The organism is Psychrobacillus sp. FSL K6-4046, assembly GCF_038624605.1.
GTDB lineage: Bacteria > Bacillota > Bacilli > Bacillales_A > Planococcaceae > Psychrobacillus.
Genome location: NZ_CP152020.1, coordinates 3,441,819 through 3,465,279 on the forward strand (window position 1 = coordinate 3,441,819; position 23,461 = coordinate 3,465,279).

At 37.1% G+C, this 23,461-nt stretch carries 23 protein-coding genes; 7 read left to right on the forward strand and 16 right to left on the reverse strand.

Translation table 11 applies throughout. From position 1 onward, the window contains the following. Positions 1 to 102: 102 nt before the first annotated feature. Entirely contained in the window at positions 103 to 1,284 is a 1,182-nt protein-coding gene (locus MKY09_RS16930) for an FtsW/RodA/SpoVE family cell cycle protein (RefSeq protein ID WP_169360968.1), read from the forward strand. A 63-nt stretch (positions 1,285 to 1,347) separates the two neighbouring features. On the opposite strand, the gene MKY09_RS16935 is transcribed toward MKY09_RS16930, so the two are convergent. Next, positions 1,348 to 1,485, reverse strand: a complete 138-nt coding sequence (locus tag MKY09_RS16935; RefSeq protein ID WP_251553339.1) for an Lmo0850 family protein — start codon at positions 1,483 to 1,485, stop codon at positions 1,348 to 1,350. Positions 1,486 to 1,658: 173 nt separating this feature from the next. Here MKY09_RS16935 and MKY09_RS16940 point away from each other — a divergent pair, with 173 nt between their 5' ends. Together MKY09_RS16940 and MKY09_RS16945 are read left to right on the forward strand one after the other, a co-directional pair. After that, a complete protein-coding gene (locus MKY09_RS16940) occupies positions 1,659 to 2,072 on the forward strand; it encodes a CBS domain-containing protein (RefSeq protein WP_169360967.1) in 414 nt (137 codons plus the stop codon). 237 nt (positions 2,073 to 2,309) lie between these two features. Continuing rightward, positions 2,310 to 3,473: an MFS transporter gene (locus MKY09_RS16945; protein ID WP_169360966.1), complete on the forward strand. Its 1,164-nt coding sequence runs from the start codon at positions 2,310 to 2,312 to the stop codon at positions 3,471 to 3,473. 65 nt (positions 3,474 to 3,538) lie between these two features. Here MKY09_RS16945 and MKY09_RS16950 read toward each other — a convergent pair whose 3' ends face one another. Together MKY09_RS16950 and MKY09_RS16955 are read right to left on the reverse strand one after the other, a co-directional pair. Further along, complete coding sequence (locus MKY09_RS16950) at positions 3,539 to 3,892, reverse strand: VOC family protein (protein ID WP_169360965.1); 354 nt, start codon at positions 3,890 to 3,892, stop codon at positions 3,539 to 3,541. Between the two features lie 131 nt (positions 3,893 to 4,023). Next, positions 4,024 to 5,325: an MFS transporter gene (locus MKY09_RS16955; protein WP_169360964.1), complete on the reverse strand. Its 1,302-nt coding sequence runs from the start codon at positions 5,323 to 5,325 to the stop codon at positions 4,024 to 4,026. A gap of 148 nt (positions 5,326 to 5,473) precedes the next feature. Here MKY09_RS16955 and MKY09_RS16960 point away from each other — a divergent pair, with 148 nt between their 5' ends. Further along, complete coding sequence (locus MKY09_RS16960) at positions 5,474 to 6,694, forward strand: helix-turn-helix transcriptional regulator (protein ID WP_169360963.1); 1,221 nt, start codon at positions 5,474 to 5,476, stop codon at positions 6,692 to 6,694. 87 nt (positions 6,695 to 6,781) lie between these two features. On the opposite strand, the gene MKY09_RS16965 is transcribed toward MKY09_RS16960, so the two are convergent. The 4 genes from MKY09_RS16965 to MKY09_RS16980 are packed head-to-tail and all read right to left on the reverse strand — an operon-like array spanning position 6,782 to position 11,714. Further along, on the reverse strand, positions 6,782 to 8,377 hold the full coding sequence (locus MKY09_RS16965) for an aminotransferase class V-fold PLP-dependent enzyme (protein WP_342567163.1): 1,596 nt from the start codon (positions 8,375 to 8,377) through the stop codon (positions 6,782 to 6,784). Positions 8,378 to 8,392: 15 nt separating this feature from the next. Further along, positions 8,393 to 9,502, reverse strand: a complete 1,110-nt coding sequence (locus MKY09_RS16970; RefSeq protein WP_298469939.1) for an ABC transporter permease — start codon at positions 9,500 to 9,502, stop codon at positions 8,393 to 8,395. After that, entirely contained in the window at positions 9,499 to 10,773 is a 1,275-nt protein-coding gene (locus tag MKY09_RS16975; protein ID WP_342567164.1) for an ABC transporter permease, read from the reverse strand. Before MKY09_RS16975 ends, MKY09_RS16970 begins: the two co-directional genes overlap by 4 nt. An 11-nt stretch (positions 10,774 to 10,784) precedes the next feature. Beyond that, complete coding sequence (locus MKY09_RS16980) at positions 10,785 to 11,714, reverse strand: ABC transporter ATP-binding protein (RefSeq protein WP_298469936.1); 930 nt, start codon at positions 11,712 to 11,714, stop codon at positions 10,785 to 10,787. Between the two features lie 188 nt (positions 11,715 to 11,902). On the opposite strand from MKY09_RS16980, the gene cls reads away from it, so the two are divergent. Beyond that, positions 11,903 to 13,357, forward strand: coding sequence for a cardiolipin synthase (gene cls / locus MKY09_RS16985; RefSeq protein WP_251553336.1), 1,455 nt, complete (start codon positions 11,903 to 11,905; stop codon positions 13,355 to 13,357). Positions 13,358 to 13,421: 64 nt separating this feature from the next. Here cls and MKY09_RS16990 read toward each other — a convergent pair whose 3' ends face one another. Next, on the reverse strand, positions 13,422 to 14,315 hold the full coding sequence (locus tag MKY09_RS16990; protein WP_342567165.1) for a M15 family metallopeptidase: 894 nt from the start codon (positions 14,313 to 14,315) through the stop codon (positions 13,422 to 13,424). Positions 14,316 to 14,484: 169 nt separating this feature from the next. Here MKY09_RS16990 and MKY09_RS16995 point away from each other — a divergent pair, with 169 nt between their 5' ends. Further along, positions 14,485 to 15,636, forward strand: a complete 1,152-nt coding sequence (locus tag MKY09_RS16995; protein WP_298469932.1) for a 3-phenylpropionate MFS transporter — start codon at positions 14,485 to 14,487, stop codon at positions 15,634 to 15,636. Positions 15,637 to 15,869: 233 nt separating this feature from the next. Here MKY09_RS16995 and MKY09_RS17000 read toward each other — a convergent pair whose 3' ends face one another. The 6 genes from MKY09_RS17000 to MKY09_RS17025 form a co-directional block, all read right to left on the reverse strand. Continuing rightward, complete coding sequence (locus MKY09_RS17000) at positions 15,870 to 16,115, reverse strand: hypothetical protein (RefSeq protein WP_251553334.1); 246 nt, start codon at positions 16,113 to 16,115, stop codon at positions 15,870 to 15,872. A 503-nt stretch (positions 16,116 to 16,618) separates the two neighbouring features. Further along, a complete protein-coding gene (gene yidC, locus MKY09_RS17005) occupies positions 16,619 to 17,386 on the reverse strand; it encodes a membrane protein insertase YidC (protein ID WP_169361374.1) in 768 nt (255 codons plus the stop codon). 78 nt (positions 17,387 to 17,464) lie between these two features. Then, entirely contained in the window at positions 17,465 to 18,199 is a 735-nt protein-coding gene (locus MKY09_RS17010; protein WP_298471556.1) for an AraC family transcriptional regulator, read from the reverse strand. A 160-nt stretch (positions 18,200 to 18,359) separates the two neighbouring features. After that, a complete protein-coding gene (locus MKY09_RS17015) occupies positions 18,360 to 19,259 on the reverse strand; it encodes a diacylglycerol kinase family protein (protein ID WP_342567166.1) in 900 nt (299 codons plus the stop codon). A 255-nt stretch (positions 19,260 to 19,514) separates the two neighbouring features. Continuing rightward, complete coding sequence (locus MKY09_RS17020) at positions 19,515 to 19,832, reverse strand: hypothetical protein (RefSeq protein ID WP_298471460.1); 318 nt, start codon at positions 19,830 to 19,832, stop codon at positions 19,515 to 19,517. A 62-nt stretch (positions 19,833 to 19,894) separates the two neighbouring features. Then, complete coding sequence (locus MKY09_RS17025) at positions 19,895 to 20,341, reverse strand: GNAT family N-acetyltransferase (protein ID WP_169361370.1); 447 nt, start codon at positions 20,339 to 20,341, stop codon at positions 19,895 to 19,897. Between the two features lie 107 nt (positions 20,342 to 20,448). On the opposite strand from MKY09_RS17025, the gene MKY09_RS17030 reads away from it, so the two are divergent. After that, on the forward strand, positions 20,449 to 20,940 hold the full coding sequence (locus MKY09_RS17030) for a GNAT family N-acetyltransferase (RefSeq protein WP_342567167.1): 492 nt from the start codon (positions 20,449 to 20,451) through the stop codon (positions 20,938 to 20,940). A gap of 118 nt (positions 20,941 to 21,058) precedes the next feature. Here MKY09_RS17030 and MKY09_RS17035 read toward each other — a convergent pair whose 3' ends face one another. Further along, positions 21,059 to 22,417, reverse strand: coding sequence for an IS1182 family transposase (locus tag MKY09_RS17035; RefSeq protein WP_342568221.1), 1,359 nt, complete (start codon positions 22,415 to 22,417; stop codon positions 21,059 to 21,061). A 269-nt stretch (positions 22,418 to 22,686) separates the two neighbouring features. Further along, positions 22,687 to 23,154: a DUF4064 domain-containing protein gene (locus MKY09_RS17040; RefSeq protein ID WP_205964167.1), complete on the reverse strand. Its 468-nt coding sequence runs from the start codon at positions 23,152 to 23,154 to the stop codon at positions 22,687 to 22,689. Between the last annotated feature and the right edge of the window lie 307 nt (positions 23,155 to 23,461).

The following is a 23,461-nucleotide window of genomic DNA, read 5'->3' on the forward strand; positions in this document are numbered from 1 at the left end:
AGAGTATTTACGATATAATAGAAAAAGTGTGTTTCCTTCTATATAAGAGAATGGAAATGAAACAAAAAAATGTATATTTAGAAAGAAATCTAGGTGATTTTTATGGAAAATAAAAAAGGCTTTGCTGATCGCTTCGATTGGACGTTAGCTTTTATTTTATTATTATTTCTGATCGTTAGCTTACTAGCCATTTCCTCGGCTCAGACTACCGGTCAATACGCTGCGTATAACTTTGTATCCAAACAGCTTTTTTGGTATGTAGTTGGGTGCGTTATTATTGGGATGGTCATGTTTTTTGAGCCCGAGCAATACAAAAAAATGGCATGGTATATATACGGAATAGGAATTTTCCTATTAGCCATCCTTGCTATCCTACCAGAGAGCATGGCTTTAGTATCACCACGTAATGGAGCAAAAAGCTGGTTCCATTTACCAATAGGGGACATTCAGCCTGCCGAATTTATGAAGACCTTTTATATTTTAGGTTTAGCGCGTCTTATTACCTATCATCATGAACAGTATGTGATGAAAACTGTTAAAACAGACTTTATTCTATTAGGGAAAATAGGTATCACCTTAATTATACCGTTAGCTTTTATCATGCTTCAGCCTGATTTAGGTACCTCGTTAGTTTTCTTAGCAATCACTGCTGCCTTAATAGTCGTGGCAGGTATTACTTGGAAAATTATTTTACCGTTATTTTTAGGTGGGCTAGGAATAGGTGGCCTTCTCTTATGGATGGCCTTATATGCACAAGACTTCTTAGCTAAATATTTTGCCTTTGACCCTTACCAATTTGCTCGTATCTATTCTTGGATAGACCCATATTCATATGCTTCCAATGAGGGGATGCATCTTATTACGGCCCTAAATGCGATTGGCTCAGGCGAAATATTCGGTAAAGGTTATGGTGGCCGAGTTGTTTATGTACCAGAAAATCATACGGACTTTATCTTTGCTGTCATTGGCGAGGAATATGGATTTGTTGGTGCTAGTATAGTAATAAGTCTTTACTTTCTACTGATCTATCACTTAACCAAAATAACCTTACAGCTCAAGGATATGTACAGCACCTATGTATGCGCTGGAATTATTGCCATGATTACTTTCCATGTATTTGAGAATGTTGGTATGACAATTCAGCTCCTGCCTATAACGGGGATCCCACTACCATTTATAAGTTACGGCGGTAGTTCCTTGATGGGTAATATGCTTGCTATCGGTTTAGTCTTTAGTATGAAGTTTCACCATAGAACATATATGTTTGCTAAGGATGAAGATTAAGCTAAAAATAAAAAAAGAGTGACTGAAGCATTCGTTTTAACGAGGCTTCCAGTCACTCTTTTTTTAGGATTGCACATGTGGACTTTGTGCGGGTGGTGATAAAGCTTTAAGTATTTCAAGCCTAGATTTTGTCATTGTAACAGTCACACCAAGTTTTGATAGATTACTTACAATTTTCTTTAAATCAACTTCCTTAGCCAATCCACCTCAGTCCCTTCCATTTATTATTACGAATATATATTTAAAAGGTTTCTTTTATTTTATTTATTTTTCTTTATCCTATAATACCACTTTTTACATGGCCTAAACCTTTCATTTTTATTACATATTTTACGCATTTGTAAACCATCATAACCTCTAAAGGAGTGATATCGATGATTGTACAGGATGTAATGAGTAAGCAAGTGGTTACGTGTAGCCCTAATGATTATGTAAACGAAGTTGCTGAACAAATGCGTTCATTAGATATCGGTTGTTTACCAGTAGTAAGCAAAAAAAAGCTAGTTGGAATGATCACAGACAGGGACATTGTAACAAGAGCAGTGGCTAAAGATGTTAAATGCAAAGTAGAAAACATTATGACTAAAGCCGTCATTTCAGTTTCTCCTCAAGAAACTACAGCTGAAGCCTCAATTTTAATGGGTAAGCATCAAGTACGCCGGCTCCCAGTAGTAGAAAATGAAGAGTTAGTAGGCTTTGTGTCACTTGCTGACTTAGCATTTCCTTTTCCCCATATACAAGAAATCTCTGAAGCTATACAAAGTATATCCGAACCAAGGAGTTATTAAACTGTTCTTAGCAAGTTCATTTCCCGGCTAATGTGAGTAGGAAAACCTATCCAGGGTAAATCTACCGACAGTTAAAATGTATACAAAGGATGATAAAATTCTTCAGCTAGTGATATTCTTGTTAAACCTCGATATATCATGCTTTCATTCACTATTTTATCTTCACCTTTTTCAAGGTGAAAATTCCTTCCGAAACAGGTATTATAGATGGTAAGGTTTGAGAAAGCAGGTTTGACAATGAAAAAATCACTTTTTATATTAATGTCCGTTCAATTTCTTGTTTATTTAGGTTTTGGAATTATTATTCCCGTACTGCCTGAGGTTATACTTCAGGAAAACTATAACGAGGTTCATGTAGGAGGTCTACTAACAGTCTATGCTTTAGCTTCCTTTTTCACTGCTCCTCTTTGGGGAATGCTTTCTGATCGGATTGGACGGAAAACACTTATTCTAACGGGATTAATCGGCTTTAGCTTAAGCTTTTGGTTATTCTCCTTATTTTTCGATTCATTGGTAATGCTTTACCTTTCTCGTGTAGTCGGCGGACTATTTTCAGGTGCGCTTTACACTGCGGTAACTGGCTTTATAGCAGATTTATCCGATGAGGAAAACAGAAATAAGTATATGGGCTTCATGGGAATGTCTATTGGTTTAGGTTTTATATTTGGACCGGCAATTGGAGGTATTCTAGGTCATATTAGCTTGGAAACTCCATTTATCGTCTCAGCTATTCTATTATTAGTCATTTTTGTTTATGCGTTAATCATTTTAAAAGAACCAGCTCGTACTGGTGAAGCCAATAAGCGAACGATTCTTCCAAGAGGCGCTTTGAGCTTATGGTCCTACCGTATAAAATACTTATTCCTTTTTTCTTTTATGGTTACCTTCCTACTTGCTGGCTTGGAGGCAACTTTTCAGTTATTTCAAATTGAAAGAGTAGCTATAACACCATTACAAATTGGTTATCTATTCATGTTCAGCGGCTTTGTCGATGCAGCTATTCAAGGTGGAGTTGTACGACGTATCAAGAACGGAACGGAGACGACTTGGCTTCTTTATGCACAAGTAGTTACAGCTATAGGGTTGGTCATGACAGTGTTTACGACTAATATTTTTTGGGCGGGATTATCCCTTTGTGTTTTCACAGCAGGTAATGCACTTGCTAGAACAACCATTGTATCCCTTACCTCCAAAGAGTCAGGTGGTCGATATGGGACTGCAGCTGGGATGACTTATTCAATGGATAACCTCGGACGCATCATCGGTCCTCTCTTGTTTGCATGGTTGTTTACGAAGCAGCCAGATAATATTTACGTATTATCTGGGATTCTTGCGATATTAGCAATAGGTTTAATTTTCGCATATCGTAGATCCACTAAAACGTTAAAACATGGGCTATAAAATTAGCTGTAAAGGCATCGTAAATTTTTAAATTTACGATGCCTTTATTTGAATTACTCTCAAATTTAACATTTACATATCATTAAAGTATTCCCATCAGGATCATTAAAATTAAAATAATGATTATGCTCAATTTTTGTAAGAAGATTTACTCCTTTATCCTTCATATATTGAAATGCTTCTTCAATGTTTTTAGTATTGAAATGAAATGCTGGCACTTTGAATATGCTATCCTCTGAATAAATTTTACTATCTAATACTATCCCTGCGCCTTCCATAGGTAAAACGTAAAGATGACCATACTGAATATCCCCGTCTACTTTTATCCCCAAAATATCGCAGTACCAATCTCTAGCTTGTTCTATATTTCTTACTGGAATAAATAATGTTCCTATTTGCTTTAATATAGGGCTATTCAAAGAACCCCTCCTTTTAATTGACTGTTAACTATCCACATTTAACATCCTCGAAGCGGGGGCTTATTGGGTAATCGCCATTTTTATAGCTGTTGTAATGGACCAACTCCCCTCTTGTTCCGCCAGAGCAGATTTTATTCTGGCTGTGGGGCTGGTGTAGTCTCCACTTTCCCTTTCGCAAGCTCTGGATGTGCTTTTCTAATAACCGATGGCCTTGCAAGCACTAAAACGGTAGCTACTAATAGAACTCCCGAAGTAATTAGGATAAGCTCTGCAGAAAACACATCATACAGAAACCCAAAAACAACCATACCAAGTGGCATTAGAGCCATTGACCCTGTTTCTAAAATAGAAAATACACGGCCTTTATAATCATCATCTATTGTCTTTTGCATCATGACCATTATTGGTGTATTAGTGACCATCATAGTCACTCCAAAAATAAAGAGGATTATAATATAAAATAACACGGTCCCCAAATAAGACATGTTCATTAATAGTGGAGTCGCAATTGAAGCCAATAAAAACCCTGTGCATACTATGCTCCATTTAGAAACAAAAAGAGGGTATTTTAACTCCTTCGTACTTGAGAAGTAAATAGACATTAACAGCATTCCAACAGCAAAGGCCATCTCTGTATAACCAAAATGGACTGGATCAAGCTTTAATTTTTCGATGAGGATAAACGAATATCCAACCTGAAAAGCCCCAAACAAAAAGTTCACTATTAAAGAGATGAAAATGATTATTTTTACGACAGGCTTTTTCATTAAATATTTAAAACCTTCTTTGATGCTTTGTAGCATCGACTCTTTAGGAGCCCCTTCCACCACTTCTTTTCTTGTAGCAAATAATTTAAAGTTCATTGTAGATTCTAAAACTACCGCTATCATAGACGCTGTCAAATAAATTCCTAAAAACACCGGCATAGACACTGTTCCATATAATATCCCCCCTACCGCTGGGCTTCCAATCGCCGCAAAGGAAATAGACATCTGGTTTAAAGACATCGCTTTTTGTATTCTCGCTTCATCTACTAGCCCCGTCATGGAAGAACTAAATGTTACTCCCGAAAACGTTGAGGTAATGGATAAGATGACCGTTGTTATATAAATCGCAATCAATGACAATTCTGCATTTATACTGAAGATTAATAATCCACCTATCGCCAACGAGCTGGCAATTTGAGCTCCAATAATAATTCCTTTTCTAGAGTATTTATCAGCAGCATACCCCGCAAAAGGAGCAAGTAGAGTTCTAGGTAAAATACTACATATTAGGTTTGTCGCGAAGCTTGTTGCAGAGCCAGTTAGCTGTAGAATATAAAAACTGATAGCAAATGCATAAACTTGAGCGCCAAAAATCGATATGAGCTTACTAATGGTGAATGTCCATAAATGATAAGTAGCTTTTTTCAACTTCACTATTTCTTCCATAATTTTTTCCCCTTTGTTTAGCTTTTTCTTTCTATTTGTTCTGAAAAAACTAAAAGTTTAATTTTATTAAACAAATAATATCATATCCGTTCTTCCATTTCAACAAAAAGTTTAATATAATTAAACTAACAGTAAATGAGGTGAAGCTATGCAGACGCTTGGAGAGCGAATACGTACATTGAGAAAGCAACAAAAGATGACTCTAGAGGCACTTGCAGGTTCTGAGCTAACTAAGGGAATGCTCAGTCTAATCGAAAATAATAAGGCGAAGCCTTCTATGGAAAGCCTTCAATATATCGCAAAACAGTTGAACGTAGATGTTTCGGAGTTATTAGAGGAAGTAAGTGGACAAGAACTACGCGTAGTTCTTGAGAAGGCGGAGCATCTTTTTAATACACACTACAATGATCTATCCGATGAATATGAGCAATTAATACAATTAGTAGAGCCATATTTACCTAAGATCGGTCATGGGTATGAGTCAGCCCGCTTGTTAGAAATGTACAGTCGTTGTATGTACCAAGTACATAAAAAAGACTGGGAACAATCATTGAATCAAGCAGCAGAGCTTTATGAGAAGCTAAACATTACTTCACGACGAGCTAAAATAGGAATTGTTAGAGTAATGGTCAAATTTCAGGAGCATAATTACGAGGACGCCTTGCATATTCTCCAACAGGAACGGGCGGAACTAGAAAATACTGGTATATGGATTGACCCCGTTTCTCGACTTGACTTTGACTATACCGAGACAGCCTTGTACTACGCAATCGGAAACTATGAATCTGCCTTAAAGCTAATGGACCAAGCAATTGAGTATTCAAAGGAAAACAAAACCTTTTACCACTTAGATGACCTTTATAGAATCGCTTCTGCCCATGCAATGATGCAAAAAGACGAGGAGAAAATAGAGTATTACGCAAAAAAAATAGAGGCATATGGAATCTTTGCAGATGATCCAGATGCCGAGTACTTCTCTTTGATTACTAAAATCCATTACTTAAATTCCTATAAATATCAATATGAAGAGGCTGAAAAAATATTTCAAACATATACATTAGCAAAAGATAAAATTTTTACCCCTTACTTTGTATTAGAGCGAGGGAAAACTTATTACGGTTTAAAGCAATTTGAAGCTGCCATTGAACAGCTAGAGCAAGTAGTCATTCATGATGCTCTCAGTCATCCGATTGATTTATCCATTTTTTACGAGAAAGATGCATACCTATCCCTGTGCTATAAAGCCATTGGTCAAAGAGCTAAAGCAAAAGAGGCTGCGAAAAAGGCTTATGACAATGTAAGCAAGATGCCAGACACTCCTTATAAAACTTTTATCCAAGAGACTTATAAACAGATTAATACAGATTAAATCTTTCCATACTTACATAAGTAAGGCTCATTGTAACCAATGTTACAATGAGCCTTATTTAATGTTGCGTTCATTATTACCCACTATTCACAGGCTACTTGATTCAAAAAGCGACTTACTTTTTCCTTCATGATATAGACGGTAATTGGCAAACCAATTGATGAATTTCGTCCATGCAACTTCAAAATCTGGCTGAATACAGGATATTTGTATAAGGCTTTTTTCTTTTAAATATTCACTTTTATAATGTAAATCAAAGCCTGACATTCTTGCATCCTCAGCGAGGTGTGGAAATTGGTTTTCTTGTAATGTGAATATCATAGGATATGTGTTATTTGTAAAGAGCTCTATATTATGTCGTTTAACTTCCTCTTCAATATACATCCATCGTTTATGTAAAAGCTTATATCTTTCCCCATCGTCATAGGCCATTAAGGCATTCTCTAGGCTATGGATAAGTTGGGATGGCATTGTAAAGGGTACGTGGGAGTTTGTCGTTAAGCCTATGTCTAAATAGGCAGGAATACGCTCACAGGAGACTATTTCTGAATTGGCAAAGACAAAAGAAATTCCACTCATGGTACCTATTGCCTTTCCACTGACTCCTGTAGCCAAATATAATCCTTCCATAGAGAATGGGAGAGATCCAAACGAGCTAACACAGTCAGCGCAGAGCAATACATTATAACGACGGCAAATGTCTTTCAGTTCTTCTAATTCATTTAGCATCCCTGTCGAGGTTTCCCCATGAACCATTAGTAGCCAGCTATAATTTCCAAGCGCAAGTTTTTTTTCAATGGCCTCTAAATCATACGCCTGTCCCCAATCATAGTTAACCACGTTATAATCTAATCCCCAACGTAATGCCTGTTTTTGAAGACGCTCTCCAAAAGCTCCATTCGTTAATATAAGACCCCTTTCATCCAACACCTTCAATTGAGCGATCATTGCTTCGTTCGCCAAAGTACCAGTTCCTACAAGTAAGTGAACGTATTTAGCACCACTCAACTCATTTAACCTGTGCTTAACTCGATCAAGCATAACCTCAAACTGATGAGAACGATGGGTGAGTGGATCTTCCTGAAAAGCATTTTTGATTACATTAACCTGGTGAACAGGACCTGGATAAAAAGAATACCTTTTCTGCTTAAAGCGTGCAGCAACCGAATTATCAAAGCGCTCTCTCGTTAATACCATAGGGACGAATAAGGCATCCTCTGCTCCGATTGGATTTGCAAAAGGCTCAAAACCAAGCTGATTATACAGCTTTTGCTCTCTTACCGTTCCCGAAATAACGGCCGCTCCATATCCATTTTCATATGCAAAGTCAGATAGTGCTCTAGCTAAATAATAAAAAACACGCCCATTTCGATGCTTTTTATCTACAGCTAGTAAACGGACCTCACAGAGTGCCCCTTTTAGGGCATCCTCTGGAAGATAATTTTCTACTGGTCCTAGCTTCTTGTCTAACGAGAATGGACGCTCCGCTCTAAAGGCTACCATTCCCGCAAGCTCTTGGTCTTTTAATACAATCACATAAACGTTTTCATGGTGAAAAGGATCTACTCTCATTCCACTTGGATCTTTTTCATGTTGCGGAATTTCTTCTACGAATGTTTCATAATTTAATTTTGCGATAGCTTCAAATTCTTCATTTGTTCTCGCTACTTTACACCAGTACATTTCCATTCCCCCTTTTTACTCACTAGAATGGCCACGTTCTGTTTTCTTTTCTAATAAATATATACCCCCTGCTATAAACGTAGCCGCTAATAAAAGCATCATCCATAGGTACGCGGATACAGCACTTAAGGTTTCCCCATAAATGGTAACTCTTTTTAATGCTTCCATCGCATAGTAAATAGGAGACAGCCATTTCATATTCAGTAACCCTTCTGATTGAACAATTTCAAGTGGCCAATATGCCCCACCTAACATAGCGAAAGCCACTGCCAGCAAGGAAACAACAACTCCACTTTGACTAACAGTTTTGGCTAGGGAAATGATTATTAATGATATCGCCAAAACTAATAATACATAAATACTCGATATAATAATTATTTCTGAGAATGCTCCATACATATTAGTTTCTACGATAAATCGGAACACTAACAAAACTAAAAGCATTTGCAAAAAACCAATTAGAAAGCTAAAAGATAAATGCCCGAAATATAATTTAGTCCGGCTAATAGAAGCTAACTTTAGACGATTCCACACTCCTGTTCTTTTATCTTCCAATATAAATTGAACATTTGTTGAGATGGTATAAAATACAAAAAAGAGCATATAACCAAATAAACTTTGCAGAGCTCCATCATATCGAAAGGTCTGCTTTTCATTCATAGCGCTAATCTCGATTTCAAAGGCTTCCTCATCGTCTAAAATTCTATTCACTTCATTCCACTTATCCCTACCGCCAACTTCTACTATTCTTTTCTCAAAGGCCATTTCGTTATATGCAGCTTCTATCACTAAAGATACATTTCTAACGACATCTGTTTCTGCACTGCTCAAGACTGTATACGTAGACTCTGTAAGTAACACTCCTATTAAGTCAGGGTCTCCCTCTATCTTCTCTTCCAACTCAGTTTTAGATAGTGGATGAAAGGAATAATCCTCTAAATATTTTAATTTATCTAATACGTCACTACTTGTTTTGGAATGATCATTAGTGATAAAAATTGCTTGCTGGCCACCTACACCACCACTGAGAACATAGGCGAGGACAACTGTCATAAAGGTCATTGTTAGAAGAACCAACGGCTTTCGCTTTAAATTTTGAGCTCTTGCAATCCAAATGCCCTTCATGATGTCACACCTCTTTTAGGAAATACTATAATGGACAAGCTGACACATATTAATAGGCCGATATATAGCACATACATCTGTGGCCAAATCACACCAACTGAATCACCAGTTTGAATTGAAAGAATTGCTTTCATTGTGGCTCCGTTAGGGGTATAGCCACCGATGTCACCAAGCGTCTCGGATACATCACTAATCTTAAAGAAGGAGCCTCCTAAGAAGGAGAAAATAGTAATCACTAATCCATTAAACACATTAGCAATACCTTCAGTTCCCGTTTTAAATTGTAAGACGGTTAAAAGTGCTGAAAGTCCCCCGATAAATAAGCTGAAGCTAACAACTATTACAATCATAGCCTGTATGCCAATCCAGTCTATTCCCAGCACCAGGCTTCCATATAGCAATATAATCGCCTGTTGCAGTAACGCTACAATTGCCCCTGTTATAAATATAGAAAGAGTGTAATAGGTTGAGGATACTCCTGCTAAAAGGATTCGGTCATAAACCTTCCAATATACTTCCTGTAACGCAAATCCTGCCAAAAAGGAGGGTATATAAAGAGCAAACATTACTAGCATTCCCACAGAGTAATAAACGGAAGATGGAATAGTTCGTTCTCCCTCATTCATTAAATGCTCTAATTTTTGTACTGCAATTGTTTGACCTATTACTTCGTTTGGAGTTATACCCACTTTATTTAAAGCCATTGACTGGCTATACCCTTTTTTCCACTCCTCAAGAATCGAAGCAATTATAGATGACCTTATTTCATTCTCTTGATTTAATAACAACTCAAAACTCGGCTTATTTCCTTGGTCAAAATAAGATTGTTTAATATAATCTAATCTGAAATTATCAGGAATGACTAAGATACCATCCACATTATTACTCTTTCTTAAATCTTCTAGATTAGATATATCTTCGTTAGTCGTTTTTACATATTTCTCCATTTCCTTAGAGAGGAGAATTGAATTTTGCAAAACATTAGTAGGATCGTTTTCTTCAAACGTTTGCAAAAGAGTATTAAGAGTTGACCCTTCCAGTCCAGACTCTTTTAGAAAGGCTGTAATAGATGCCTGTTCCTTCTCCCAGCTAGTTTCATCTATAATTACCAAGTGAGCCTGAATAGCAGAAGATCCGTCTGTATCCATGATCCCAGCCAAGGCTGATGATAAAATAGTAATCAAGATAATAGGCATAGCTAAAAGGATAATAAACGGCTGCTTATTACGAACAATCACCTTTAGTTGCTTACTAATTAAGTTAAAAAGCATTCTATTTCCCCCTAGTCTCTCAAAGCTCTTCCTGTTAAATGTAAAAAAACATCCTCGAGAGAAGGAATTTTAACTACTGCAGAAGTAATCGTCACTTCGTTTTCGGCAGCAACTGCAAAAATACTTGATAATGGCTCCATAAACTTAGAAAGAGAGACTAAAAGCTTTTCTTCTTCCCTGTGGATGTTAGCAGTTGGAAAATGCTTCTGTAAGCTTTCCTCAAATGCAACTGAAAGTGAATGTCCTTTTAACTCAATTGTTTGTTGGTCGGAAACTAAAGACTTTAATTCCTCTTTTGTTCCCGATGCAATAATTTCACCTTGGTCCATAATGTATATCTTTTCGCAAAGCAGCTCTACCTCTTCTATATAGTGACTTGTGTAAAGTAACGTCATACCTTCCTCTACTAGCTGCTTTACGGCCTCTAATATGTAAGCACGAGACTGAGGATCTATTCCTACAGTAGGCTCATCCATAATGAGAAAGGAAGGCTTATGTAGTAAAGCCGCTCCAATGTTAAGTCTACGCTTCATCCCACCGGAAAAGGTTTTTACTCTGTCCTTTCTCCGGTCACTTAAACCAATCTTTTCAAGCACATCCTCCACCCGTGTTTCTAAATTTTTTCCTTTCAGCCCATAAATTCGTCCAAAAAACTCTAGGTTTTCTTGTGCTGTAAGCTCTGGGTACAAGGCTATTTCTTGAGGTACCACCCCTAAATTCTTACGAAGCATTTGAGGATTCTCCTCAATGGAAGTCCCATTCCAAAGAACAGTTCCACTTGTAGGCTTCATTAATGATGAAAGCATGGATATAGTAGTTGATTTTCCTGCTCCATTCGGACCTAACAGTCCAATTGATTCTCCTTCACCAAGTTCCAAATTTATCTTTTTCACTACTTCTTTTGTTTTAAACTTCTTCTGAAGATTTTTTGCTTGAAGCATTTTTCCCATCTCCTTAAGTCTAAATTCCCACCTTGATTATATCAGACTATTCAAACACCTTATATGTATATTTCATTTTGCTAATTACTTATGCTTATAGGTTTACTCAATATGTTACAATTCTTCTTTCTTTTAACTAAATCGGCTATACTAGAAAAGACAGATATAAAAGGGTTGGGGGTGTAATTTTGGCTGCAAGTATATATGGTTTTGTTGGTACAGGCATACTAATTTTAAATATTTCTTTAGCGATTGCCTTGATATTTTTAGAGAGACGAGATGCGTCCTCCACCTGGGCTTGGATTTTAGTTCTATTCTTTATCCCCATCCTAGGTTTCGGTATTTATTTACTGTTTGGAAGAAGATTGCGACGCAAAACCCTTTTTCGCTGGGAAGGGAAAAGTAAAATAGGTATCGATAAATTAATTGAGTTTCAAATGGAAGCTATTGAAGATGAATCCTTTGATTTTAGATTGGATGACGCTAGTCATTACAAAGATTTGATTATTATGCATCTTAATAATAACCATGCCGTTTTAACACAAGATAACAAAGTGGATATCTTTACAGACGGGCGTGAAAAGTTTGATGCCCTCTTGTTCGACTTAGAAAATGCAAAGGACCATATACACATTCAATACTATATTTTCCGTTTAGATAATTTAGGACAAGAGATTTATAAGGTTCTACTAGCAAAAGCTAAACAAGGAGTAAAGGTTCGCATACTGTACGACGATACAGGCTCTCGCTCTTTACGAAAGCGACACTTTCATGAGCTCATTAAGTTAGGGGGACGCGTGGAAGCATTCTTTCCATCCATTCTTCCATTGATTAATCCGCGGATGAACTACCGAAACCACCGCAAAATAGTAGTCATTGATGGACGAATTGGGTACATAGGAGGATTCAACGTCGGTGATGAATACTTAGGTAAGAAAAAGAAATTTGGTTACTGGAGAGATACTCACCTTAGAATTGAAGGAAGCTCCGTTCATCCGCTCCAAACTCGTTTTATACTCGATTGGAATCAAGCTTCTGCAGAACACGATATCGAATATTCCGATCGTTTTTTCCCAGCTATCCCATTGAAAGGTTCTGTTGGATTACAGATTGTTTCGAGTGGACCTGATTCTGAGTGGGAGCAAATTAAAAATGGTTATTTAAAATTAATCATGATGGCAAAGAAATACATTTATATTCAGTCCCCCTATTTCATACCAGATGCTAGCTTTATGGATACTCTCCGGGTAGCTTGTCTTTCAGGGATAGACGTAAGAATTATGATACCTAACAAGCCTGACCATTTATTTGTATACTGGGCAACCTATTCATATGTTGGAGAGCTTATCAAAGCTGGGGCAAAAGTATTCATTTATGAAAATGGATTCCTACACACGAAAATGATTGTTATTGATGATGAAGCTTCTACTGTAGGTACTGCTAATATTGACGTTCGAAGTTTCAAGTTAAATTTCGAGGTAAACGCATTTATTTATGACAATGAAACTTCCCATCAATTAGCGGAGTTATTTGAAGAGGATATGAAGCTTTCTACTGAACTTACATGGGAACTTTATGAAAAACGGTCGACTATGATTAAGTTTAAGGAATCACTTGCTCGACTGATATCTCCAATTTTATAAAACGATGATTTAAGCCATTGCCTTAATACAAGAAAAAGATCCCACGAATGATGGGATCTTTTTCTTATATGCCTAAATATTCTTCTAATGTTGTATTTGCTTCATATATTTTAGCTGCATGGTCCAATCCTATATATCTAAAATGCCAAGGCTCATACATATACCCTGTAATTTTTTCTTTTTCATTCGGAAAACGCATAATAAATCCATATTTATGGGCGTTAGATGCTACCCATTGGCCAGCTGGCGTCTCTCCAAAGCTCTCTCTTGCGAAGTGCTGCTCAAAGTGTAATTCTCCGATATCGAATGCAAGCCCAGTTTGATGCTCAGAGTATCCAGGGCGAGCGCTATATCGATCTGCCGCTTCCACTCCATCATTGCTCACATATCTATTATATAGCTGCTGTTGATAGTCAAAAGAACGGTATGTACTAAATGCTACTAATTCGTAACCGGAAAGCCTTGCTTCAGCTGCCATTGCTTCGAAAGCTTGTCTTGCTTCTTTACTTTCCCCAGGTGCATAAGTGGCAGGTAGGGGATATTGCTTGCTTGCTATTAAAATTCCATCTATATAGGTTGGCTCGGCAGGTAAAGTTTCATTGCCTTCATAACCTTTTGCCCCTGAACGATCTACTTCTTCTATAGGCTCCTCTACAATTGGAGGCTCCTCTTTTACTGGATCTTTTGCTTCCTCTATTACTTGCGTTGGTTTCTCTAGTTCAACCTCAGGTTTTTCTTCCTGAACTGTAATACCTAACGCCCTTAAACTTTTATCTATATTCCAATCATTTATACCAATCCATCCCACGGCAGTTACAACTATTAAACCCAAAATAATAGTAGCTACAATTTTTGGCCACTTTCTTTTCTTTTTTGCCTTCATTAAACTAAATCTTGATTGCATCCCTTGCTCTTCCTTCTTTCCAATTAGCGATATTACTAGTTTAACATTTTTCATAGAACTTATCCCTAATCAATTTAAAATGCTTTATAATGTTATTAAACTCGTTTCAAAATTGTAACTTATGCGGAAATAAATTCGCACCAAAAATTAAATCTAGACAGTTATTACAGCTAGCTAACTCATTTACTTAGCTTTAATAAGTCGAAAGTAAAGAGGTCATTCTATGAAGTCTCAAAAATGGTTATCCATTAATTTTTTCACATTTTTCTTCACATGGGGAGTTTTTATGCCCTATTGGACCGGTTATCTAACCAATGCTAAAGGTCTGAGTGTCACCTCCGCTAGTATTATTATGGGTGCTGGAATGCTTGCAAGAGCCTTTTCCACGTTTGCCTTATTCCCACGAGCTACTAGTAAGTATAGTATGCAGAAGGTGCTTCGCTTGCTCGCGTTACTTTCCTTTGCAGCACTTGTTTTATACATACCCTTTAATTCTTTTTATTCTTTATTAACTATTACTGTTTTGTTTAGCTTAATCTATCCTAACTTATTACCTGCTATGGAGAGTAGTGCATCCATTCTCATGCAAAAGGACAAAGTTCACTATGGAAAAAGCCGTTCGTTTGGATCAGTCGGCTTCATGGTTGCCCTGTTGTTTATCGGAGGAGTAACTGCTATATGGGACGAGCAAGCAATACTCTGGACGATGTTAGCTGCACTTGCAATCATCATGCTGACCTACTCTAGACCAATGCCAGCCTCTTTGAGTGAAATACCCTTGAGAACAACAAAAGAAAACTCTGTTAAATGGAAAGAACTTTTTACTTCTAAGCAATTTATCATTATTTTAACGTTAACTGTACTTATACAGGGGTCTCACGCATCATATAATAATTATGGATTTATTTATCTTCAGGATATCGGGGTCAACAGCCTTTATATCGGAATCATTTTAAATGTTGCTGTTATATTTGAAATTGTATTCTTTCTTATTGCTGACAAGTTATTTTCAAGTAAGAAAGTATCTTGGATGTTTCTCTTAGCCGGGATTGGCGCCACCATTCGTTGGATTGGAATCTATCTATTTCCATCGGTTTGGATGTTTATCCTCACTCAGGCACTACATTCCGTTTCTTTTGGAGTTGCACATTATGCCTTTATTCAATATATATCTAGAACACTAGACAAAAGGCTCATACCTGCTGCCCAAGGAATTTATGCTGCTCTATCCATGAGTTTAAGTAGTGCCGTCCTAACACTAGCTGGTGGTTATTTATATGATATAGAACCAAAACTAGCCTTTTTAGGAATGGCATTTTGCACGGTTCCAGCTATTATACTCATTGTTCTGTCTAGAAAAAAGTTTAGCTATTAAATCTTAAAGAACTTTAAACAAAACAAGAAAAGCGCAAGCGCCTATGTCTGCCCCGACAGGCAAATGGAGAAAAGCGAGGAGGCAGTTCCTCAGCCACCGGAGCTTTTATCCATTTGACCCCGAGGGGCAAGGTGGTGGAGCTAGACATCAATTTATCCACAGATTCAAAACTTTATAATTTCCTAAACAATAAAGAAAACGTGAAATCATCTACACATGATTTCACGTTTTTTTTAGGTAATTGTTAGAAATAATACGAGTACAAATAGGACAGCGAAAACGATTGCCATTGTTTTCATCCATTTCGCCTCTCGTTCATGCCCTTTTTCCTTAAATACAATAGCTCTGTAACCATTACTTAAGACAAAGATAAGAGTCATAAACAAAACAGCTAAATTTATATCTCCTTTTATAATAAATACTAAAGAAGCAATACTAACAGCTACAATTAAAATACCAAATATCCAATTTCTTTTCATACGAACACCTCTATTTATTTAATGCGCAAGCAGTCTGTCTCTGACCCGACAGGCAAATGGGGAAAAGTGAGGAGGCAGTTCCCCAGCCACCGGAGCTTTTTTCCATTTGACCCCGAGGGGCAAGGCTGCTTGCGCTGGATACCATTTAATGCGCAAGCAGTCTATCTCTGACCCGACAGGCTAAGCACTGACCCAATTATTATAACTTTTTCATAAGAAAAGCGAAACCGCCTATGTCTGCCCCGACAGGCAAATGGAGAAAAGCGAGGAGGCAGTTCCCTAGCCACCGGAGCTTTTATCCATTTGACCCCGAGGGGCAAGGCGGTGGAGCTAGACAACAAGAAAAGCGAAACCGCCTATGTCTGCCCCGACAGGCAAATGGAGAAAAGCGAGGAGGCAGTTCCCCAGCCACCGGAGCTTTTATCCATTTGCCCCCGAGGGGCAAGGCGGTGGAGCTAGACATAAAAAAAAGAAGCTCTTTTTACAAAAAGCTCCTCTCTCTATTATACAGATTCTTCTGCTTTTTCTGGATGGTTCGAATAAAACTTACGACCTAAATATGTTTGGAATATTAACAAGATACCACCTACAGCCCAATATAGCGGTAATGCTGCCATAGAACTGAACGAGATGAACATAATCATGATCGGTGAAATATAAACCATCAGCTTCATTTGTTGTTGCTGTTGCTCAGGCACTGTCCATAGAGAAACTTTTGCTTGTGCAAAATATACAGCCCCAGCAATAAGTGTCATAGCGATATCAGGTGACCCCAAGTTATACCATAAAAATTCGTGTGATTTTATATCAGCTGAATATAAGATTGCAAAATATAATCCCATAACAATTGGCATCTGAATCAACATTGGTAAGCAACCCATGTTTAATGGATTCACATTATGCTTACGGTATAAGCCCATCATTTCTTGTTGTAGTACCATTTGTTCTTCTTTTGATTTTGTTTCTTTTAGCTTCTTTTGGATCTCATCCATCTCTGGTTTGAGCTTGTCCATTTTTTCTTTCATACCTTGTTGATTCTTATAATTTTTAAGCATCAAGGGCATTAAGGCTAAACGAATAAGAATAGTAATAGCAATGATTGCCATCCCGTAACTACCGTTAAAAATGTCTCCAAAAAATTCAATTAAAAACTCAAAAGGTCGAACAAATATATTGTAAAAAGTGCCTTCTTTGTTTTCTATTCCTGAACAGCCACTTAGTAGGACTGTTGCAAAAATAAGGATAGTGAATAAACTGATTTTCTTCTTCATCGCTTCACCTTCATTTTTCAAACTATATCGAGTATACCCTCTATGAAGCTATTTTTCAAATATTACTTAAACAAACCTTTAATAAGTTTTGGGCTCTTTTGGAAAATTATACTTAAAATTAGGATGTTCTTGATGGTCTCTAAACTGCTTAGGAGTAAGACTCGTGTATTTTTTGAAAATACGCGTGAAATAACTCTGATTACAAAAGTGGAATGAATTAGAGATTTCTGATATTGATTTGTTTGTATGGCGTAAAAAGTATTGACACTCTTCTACCTTTCTAATATTTAAGTATTCTACCAGCGTTACTCCAGTATGTTCTCTAAAAATTCTAGAGAGATGACTAGTACTAATATTAAATTGTTTGGCGATATCTTCTACTGTTAGATTTGTTTCAATTTCATCATTAATATAAAGAATTACCTTATTTACTGTCTGGTGCCCAAAGGAAGGTTTTTTCCTCTCCGTAATTACCATAACAAAGAATTCTACTAGCTCATCTGCACACTGCAAAAACTGTGCATCACTCATCTTCGTATCTATAATTTCCACGCTAGCATTATTAAAGGCCATTACCTTATCAAGCGGAACCTGGCTCTCATACAACTTTCTAGCCATTACAGCGGATAATTGTATGTAATAGTACTTTACATTTTGAATCATTTGCTTGTTATTAGTAGCGATAATTAAGTCAATGATTTCTCTTAATACCTTTTTCGCTCTCTCAATTTCAAAAGAATACATATCTAAGAATAGTTTCTTTTCTAATTCAAAAAATTTATCAAGACCTTCTACTCTATTAGTAATACCCATTTCTTTGGCATAGGCTTTTGTGAAGTAATCTAAGAATATTTTTTCTGTATTATCCATAAGTACCTCATCTTTCCAGTCAATTTTATAGTCCATTTGTACCTATCTTTTAAATAGGGATGTAGAATCATTTTATAACATTTTATAGTAAAAAACTAGACTTTTAATTGCTTTCTGTTTTTTTAGGTAAAAGCATTTCCAAATGCCTAGGAAGAATGTGTATATCAAGAGGAGTACAGTCTCCTTGATCACCATCTACGTTGCAAAATAATGGGCGATTCGATTCTATTCGGAGCTTCTCGGTAGTAAATGTCTCTACTCCCTCATCCTTCCCTAGTGTTCCTAGCATTACTTTTGTTCCCATGCGCGCGATTGCCGCTAATCCTGCTTGTTTTATGATAAAGACATGCATTTTCCCATCATCAATTTTAGCAGATTTAACCAAGTTCTCAAATCCACCTACAGAATTGGTTAGGGCAACTAAAACTAATATAGATGTCCCTTTCCATGAACCGTGATCATGGGTAATTGTCATCTCTACCTCTTCATTGGAGATGATTGCCTTTGCCCCAGCCATTAAGTATGCCATAGATCCATACCTCGTTTTTTGTTCCACAGGAGTATCTGCCACACTACTAGCAATATCCCCTATTGCCACTACATTAACAAAGTACTTATCACCGATTCTTCCTACGTCAACTTGTTCCGTATTGGTCATCTTAAGTGCTTCTATTGCAATGTCTGGTTCAAGCGGAATGCCTAGAGCCCTTGCAAAATCATTCACTGTACCGAGGGGGACAAAAGAGAATAAAGGTCGGTCTTCTCGTTCAGCAAGACCATTCACTACCTCGCTTATCGTTCCGTCTCCACCCATGGCTAACAAAAAGTCCATTTTTTCAGTACAAGCCATTTCCGCAAAATGTGTAGCATCATCCTGTTTTTTTGTTTCTTTTACCGTCACATCAAAACCTAAATTCGTTAATACTTCAATTGCTCTATCTTTAAATTGTTTTGCTTCTTCTCGCCCAGCAGAAGGATTATAAATTAACATTGCCCTTTTCATTTTTTTGCTTCCTCCTTTAAAATATACTCGTTTCTCTTTCGTACCCTAAATATCCTATCTTGAAACTGCGGCAGTGATAGATAAATGCTAATTCAACCAAAGGAACAATATAGAAATGAGAAATTCCTTTGAGGAGAAACCGGATAGAACGTAAGTACCATTATTCACCATATTAATTTTAAAGGTATTTTTTAGAAATTATACAGTAATATCTATATATGTAAAATAAAAAAGGCGCCTATTAGGCACCTTTTTTTAAAGTTTATTGTCTTCTGGTTTTATATCTTTGTCAGAAACTGAGTTTGGAGTAGCTTCAGCTTCTTCCTCATTGTAATACTGGACGCTTGTCATGGCTCCCTCATTCACCATATTATTATCTTCTTCATAGTAAGGATTAGGATTTCCTGTTTCTTCCTCACTCGTGCCTTGCTTTTGAGCTTCCATGAAAGAATTTACTTTATCTTTCGTATTATTAAATGCTTCCATTGCCTTGTCACGATTTTCTTTTTTCCTGAAATAGGCATAAGCCCCAGCTGCAAGTCCCGCCAATAAGAGTGATCTATTTTTCGCCATATTTATTACCTCCTATATATTTATAAGATTTGTATACCCTAATAAGGACAATATAACACTTATTAATTTTTTGACCTAATCATATAGACATGAGGTATACCATCCTCATCAAATTCATCACTAATTGTTTCGAAGCCGACGGACTGATAAAAATGTTGTAAGTGACTTTGAGCGCATAGCTTTATACACGGAACGTTCCAAGAAGTTTCAATTATGTTTATAGCTTTTTGCATAAGCACCCGTGCGTAACCTTTTCCTCTTGCCTGTTCCCTAACAATTACCCTTCCAATTGAGCAATCGTCATACTTGAGACCTGCAGGTAGAATACGACAATAAGCAAGAATTTCGTTATTTTCTTTAAGATAAAGATGAAGAGCTTGTTGATCACAGTCGTCTAGTTCTGGATATGGACAGTTTTGCTCAACAACAAAAACCTCTACTCGAAGTTTTAGTATTTCGTAAAGATTATGCGTATCTAATTCACTAAATTTCTTTAACTCCCAGGACATGTTTGCCTCCTATGTAAAAATGTTTATTTTCAATTATTTTGTTATTACGTATAGAAGATTGATCGATATTTTGTTATGATTACAAAAAGCTAAAAGAGGTGTTTCAAATGATAAGGGCGACTACGTTAAATGATATTCCTACTATACAACAGATCGCACAGGTCAGTTGGAATGATACTTATAAAGATATAATACCAGAAAACATTCAGAAACTATTTTTAGAAAAAGCTTATTCTCCGATGATGATAGCCAAACGTATAGAAAAAACAATTTTTTTGATTGCTGAATATAAAGGTGAGGCTATAGGCTTTGCTAACTTTACTTATGTGGACGAAGATGGTGATGCTGAGCTTACAGCTATTTACGTACTTCCAGAGTTTCAAAAAATGGGGTACGGTAGGAAGCTATTAGAAGCTGGCGTTAACCATATGTCTATTGGAAAACAATTATTTGTTTATGTAGAAAGTAAAAATGAACGTGCTCGTATTTTTTACGAACGCTATGGCTTTGAATGTCTCGAAGAGTTTGATGAATACTTTGAAGGCCACCCATTGTCTACAGCTAAATATTTATTTCCATTAAAAACACCGGCTTATTAAGCCGGTGTTTCAGAGTGTAGACAAAAGGGTTGGAAATCGAAACGATTTCCAACCCTTTTGCTATTATCACAGTTTACATTCTGGAAAAAGAGCTAATTCAACTCTCGATTTTTTTGTTTTACGCCATTTTTGGCATTTTCCAGGTCCAGCTGGCCAACTTCTTAAGATTTAAGGCAGCAAAAGTTAGCATCGCCTGCATGGACAATTTTTTAAGACCCTTTAAGGTTGTCCATCGCATACCATGCTTTTCTTTGGCATCGGCAAAGACACGCTCGATCGTCTCTTTACGCTTCCCATAAATTTCTTTCATTTCATAGTTATGACGTAAGTCCTCAGCTACATCCAAATAATCTTGCCAGATATGACGTTGAATCATCTTTTGTTTATTCTTACTCTGCGTGCATTGGTCAATCACTGGACACGTGGCACAAATAGAAGGAGTTGAGGCATACTGGCGATAACCTTCCTTCGTTGTTGTTCGGTAGTTAAGAACCTGTCCTTCGGGACAGAGATAGCAGTCATAATGTTCGTCATAAACATACTCGTGTTTTTTAAAGAAGTCTTCTTTTGTCATTGGTCGTTTGTACGGAAGTGCAGGAAGGACATGATTCTCTAAAAGGAAATTCGCAATAGCTGGTGTCTTGTAGGCTGCATCAGCGGCAACAACGACTGGGCGTCCCACCCGGTCGATGACCTTCTGAACCAGTGGTTCAAGCATATGGCTGTCGTGAACATTTCCAGGTGTGACAATGTTTGCAAGCACAAAACCCTTCTCGTCTGTTGCAGCATGAAAAGAATAGGCGAACTGCTTTGTCCGTTCATCTTTTACGTAGTAACCACTTTCAGGATCTGTTGTCGATTCCTTAATCTCCTTGTACTCTTCCTTTTCAAACTTTTCAGGTGGGAATGGTTTCTTCCCATGCTTTTCCCGGTCGAGGTTGAGCTCCTCCTGGAGCCTCTTTTCATAAGCCCGCGTCTCTTTACGAACAACCTTCTTCTCAAACTTTCTCTTATTCGCACTAGCTTTCACATGGGTCGAATCAATAAAGACATGATCCGGGCTTAGGAGCCCACGATCTGCGACCTCCTTTAATACTCTGTAGAAAATCTGCTCAAATAGATCTGTGTCTGCAAAACGACGGACATAGTTTTTCCCGAAAGTTGAGAAATGGGGAACCTCGGTATGGAAACCAAAGCCTAGAAACCATCGGTATGCCATGTTGGTTTCAATCTCTTTAATGGTTTGGCGCATGGACCGTATACCAAAGGTATATTGGATAAAAGTCATCTTGATAAGTACCACTGGGTCGATACTAGGTCTCCCTATTGTCGAATAAAGATTTTCAACCAATGGATAGATAAAGGAAAAATCAATTGCCTCATCTAACTTACGAACAAGGTGGTCTTGTGGTACCAACTGTTCAATAGTCAAGATTTCTAATTGTTCGCGTTCATTGGTTTGATTTTTCGTCATCATATCCATCACCTCATTCATTTTTTAGAAGGCCCCGTTGATTGGAGCGAAGAACGGCGACTCCAGCGGGAACAGCGCGAGCTGAAGACCCTGGACTGAGCGCAGCGAGGGAAGCGGCTGAAGCCGTGCCCGCGGAAAGCGTCCGTTCGTAGCGGAAATCAACTCTTCCTCGCGTTACTTCTATTTTAAAAGAAAAAAGACTGTAGGCAAACTCCAAAATTTTTGGAGTTTGTCTACAGTCTGAAACACCGGCTTATTAAGCCGGTGTTTTTTTAGTATGTTTGTTCCGTAGTATATTCGTCTTCAAATTTAACTGGTGATTTTCTGACGAAACACATGATTGCAGCTACATATAAAATGATAGATGTTAAGGAAATAATTCCTGCAAAAATTCCACCTAAAATGAACATGATACCTGCTAGCTTTGGTTTTTTATTTTTAGAAACAAATACAATTCCTAAAATGTTAAAGATTAAACTGATTACGAATGCAACAACAGCTGCCCAGCCAATAACCCCAAATAAGTCTACAAATACTTCAACAAAACCTAAAGCTTGTTCTGCTTCTTCTGCAGTTAGTTGCGGATCATTAAGCATTTCTTGTTCCATGATAGTTGAAAATTCCTCATCTTGTAGTGCTGTACTGCCGTTAATGACAAGTAAAGAAACTAGTATGATTGCAATTACATTAAAAACTGCTCCGATAATTCCTAATACTACTTCTCCTGTTCTTGATATCATTTTCCTACCCCCTATTATTAATTGACATAGCTATTGTACGAAAGTAAATTAAAAAAGTTTCATTAATCATCAATTTCCCTGAGTTATTTTTAATAAACCTGTTTCACTCTACTAAAAACGGGTATTTTATTATTAACACCAAATAGAAAGGAAGATTAACATGGAAAAGAAATTGATCTTTAATCAAACAGACTTCTTATATACATTGGCAGGTGCATCCGCATTAACTGGTATTCTAGTTCTATTCACTTCCATTTAATTGTGAAAACGTAAAAGGCAATCCACTTTAAACTAAGTTAAAGAGGAT

Bases quoted from the DNA above. Each gene is read 5' to 3' on its own strand.
- MKY09_RS16930 (WP_169360968.1), top strand. From the start codon at position 103: ATGGAAAATAAAAAAGGCTTTGCTGATCGCTTCGATTGGACGTTAGCT.
- MKY09_RS16940 (WP_169360967.1), top strand. From the start codon at position 1,659: ATGATTGTACAGGATGTAATGAGTAAGCAAGTGGTTACGTGTAGCCCT.
- MKY09_RS16945 (WP_169360966.1), top strand. From the start codon at position 2,310: ATGAAAAAATCACTTTTTATATTAATGTCCGTTCAATTTCTTGTTTAT.
- MKY09_RS16955 (WP_169360964.1), bottom strand. From the start codon at position 5,325: ATGGAAGAAATAGTGAAGTTGAAAAAAGCTACTTATCATTTATGGACA.
- MKY09_RS16960 (WP_169360963.1), top strand. From the start codon at position 5,474: ATGCAGACGCTTGGAGAGCGAATACGTACATTGAGAAAGCAACAAAAG.
- MKY09_RS16965 (WP_342567163.1), bottom strand. From the start codon at position 8,377: ATGTACTGGTGTAAAGTAGCGAGAACAAATGAAGAATTTGAAGCTATC.
- MKY09_RS16970 (WP_298469939.1), bottom strand. From the start codon at position 9,502: ATGAAGGGCATTTGGATTGCAAGAGCTCAAAATTTAAAGCGAAAGCCG.
- MKY09_RS16975 (WP_342567164.1), bottom strand. From the start codon at position 10,773: ATGCTTTTTAACTTAATTAGTAAGCAACTAAAGGTGATTGTTCGTAAT.
- MKY09_RS16980 (WP_298469936.1), bottom strand. From the start codon at position 11,714: ATGCTTCAAGCAAAAAATCTTCAGAAGAAGTTTAAAACAAAAGAAGTA.
- MKY09_RS16990 (WP_342567165.1), bottom strand. From the start codon at position 14,315: ATGAAAAATGTTAAACTAGTAATATCGCTAATTGGAAAGAAGGAAGAG.
- MKY09_RS16995 (WP_298469932.1), top strand. From the start codon at position 14,485: ATGAAGTCTCAAAAATGGTTATCCATTAATTTTTTCACATTTTTCTTC.
- MKY09_RS17000 (WP_251553334.1), bottom strand. From the start codon at position 16,115: ATGAAAAGAAATTGGATATTTGGTATTTTAATTGTAGCTGTTAGTATT.
- yidC (WP_169361374.1), bottom strand. From the start codon at position 17,386: ATGAAGAAGAAAATCAGTTTATTCACTATCCTTATTTTTGCAACAGTC.
- MKY09_RS17010 (WP_298471556.1), bottom strand. From the start codon at position 18,199: ATGGGTATTACTAATAGAGTAGAAGGTCTTGATAAATTTTTTGAATTA.
- MKY09_RS17015 (WP_342567166.1), bottom strand. From the start codon at position 19,259: ATGAAAAGGGCAATGTTAATTTATAATCCTTCTGCTGGGCGAGAAGAA.
- MKY09_RS17020 (WP_298471460.1), bottom strand. From the start codon at position 19,832: ATGGCGAAAAATAGATCACTCTTATTGGCGGGACTTGCAGCTGGGGCT.
- MKY09_RS17025 (WP_169361370.1), bottom strand. From the start codon at position 20,341: ATGTCCTGGGAGTTAAAGAAATTTAGTGAATTAGATACGCATAATCTT.
- MKY09_RS17030 (WP_342567167.1), top strand. From the start codon at position 20,449: ATGATAAGGGCGACTACGTTAAATGATATTCCTACTATACAACAGATC.
- MKY09_RS17035 (WP_342568221.1), bottom strand. From the start codon at position 22,417: ATGATGACGAAAAATCAAACCAATGAACGCGAACAATTAGAAATCTTG.
- MKY09_RS17040 (WP_205964167.1), bottom strand. From the start codon at position 23,154: ATGATATCAAGAACAGGAGAAGTAGTATTAGGAATTATCGGAGCAGTT.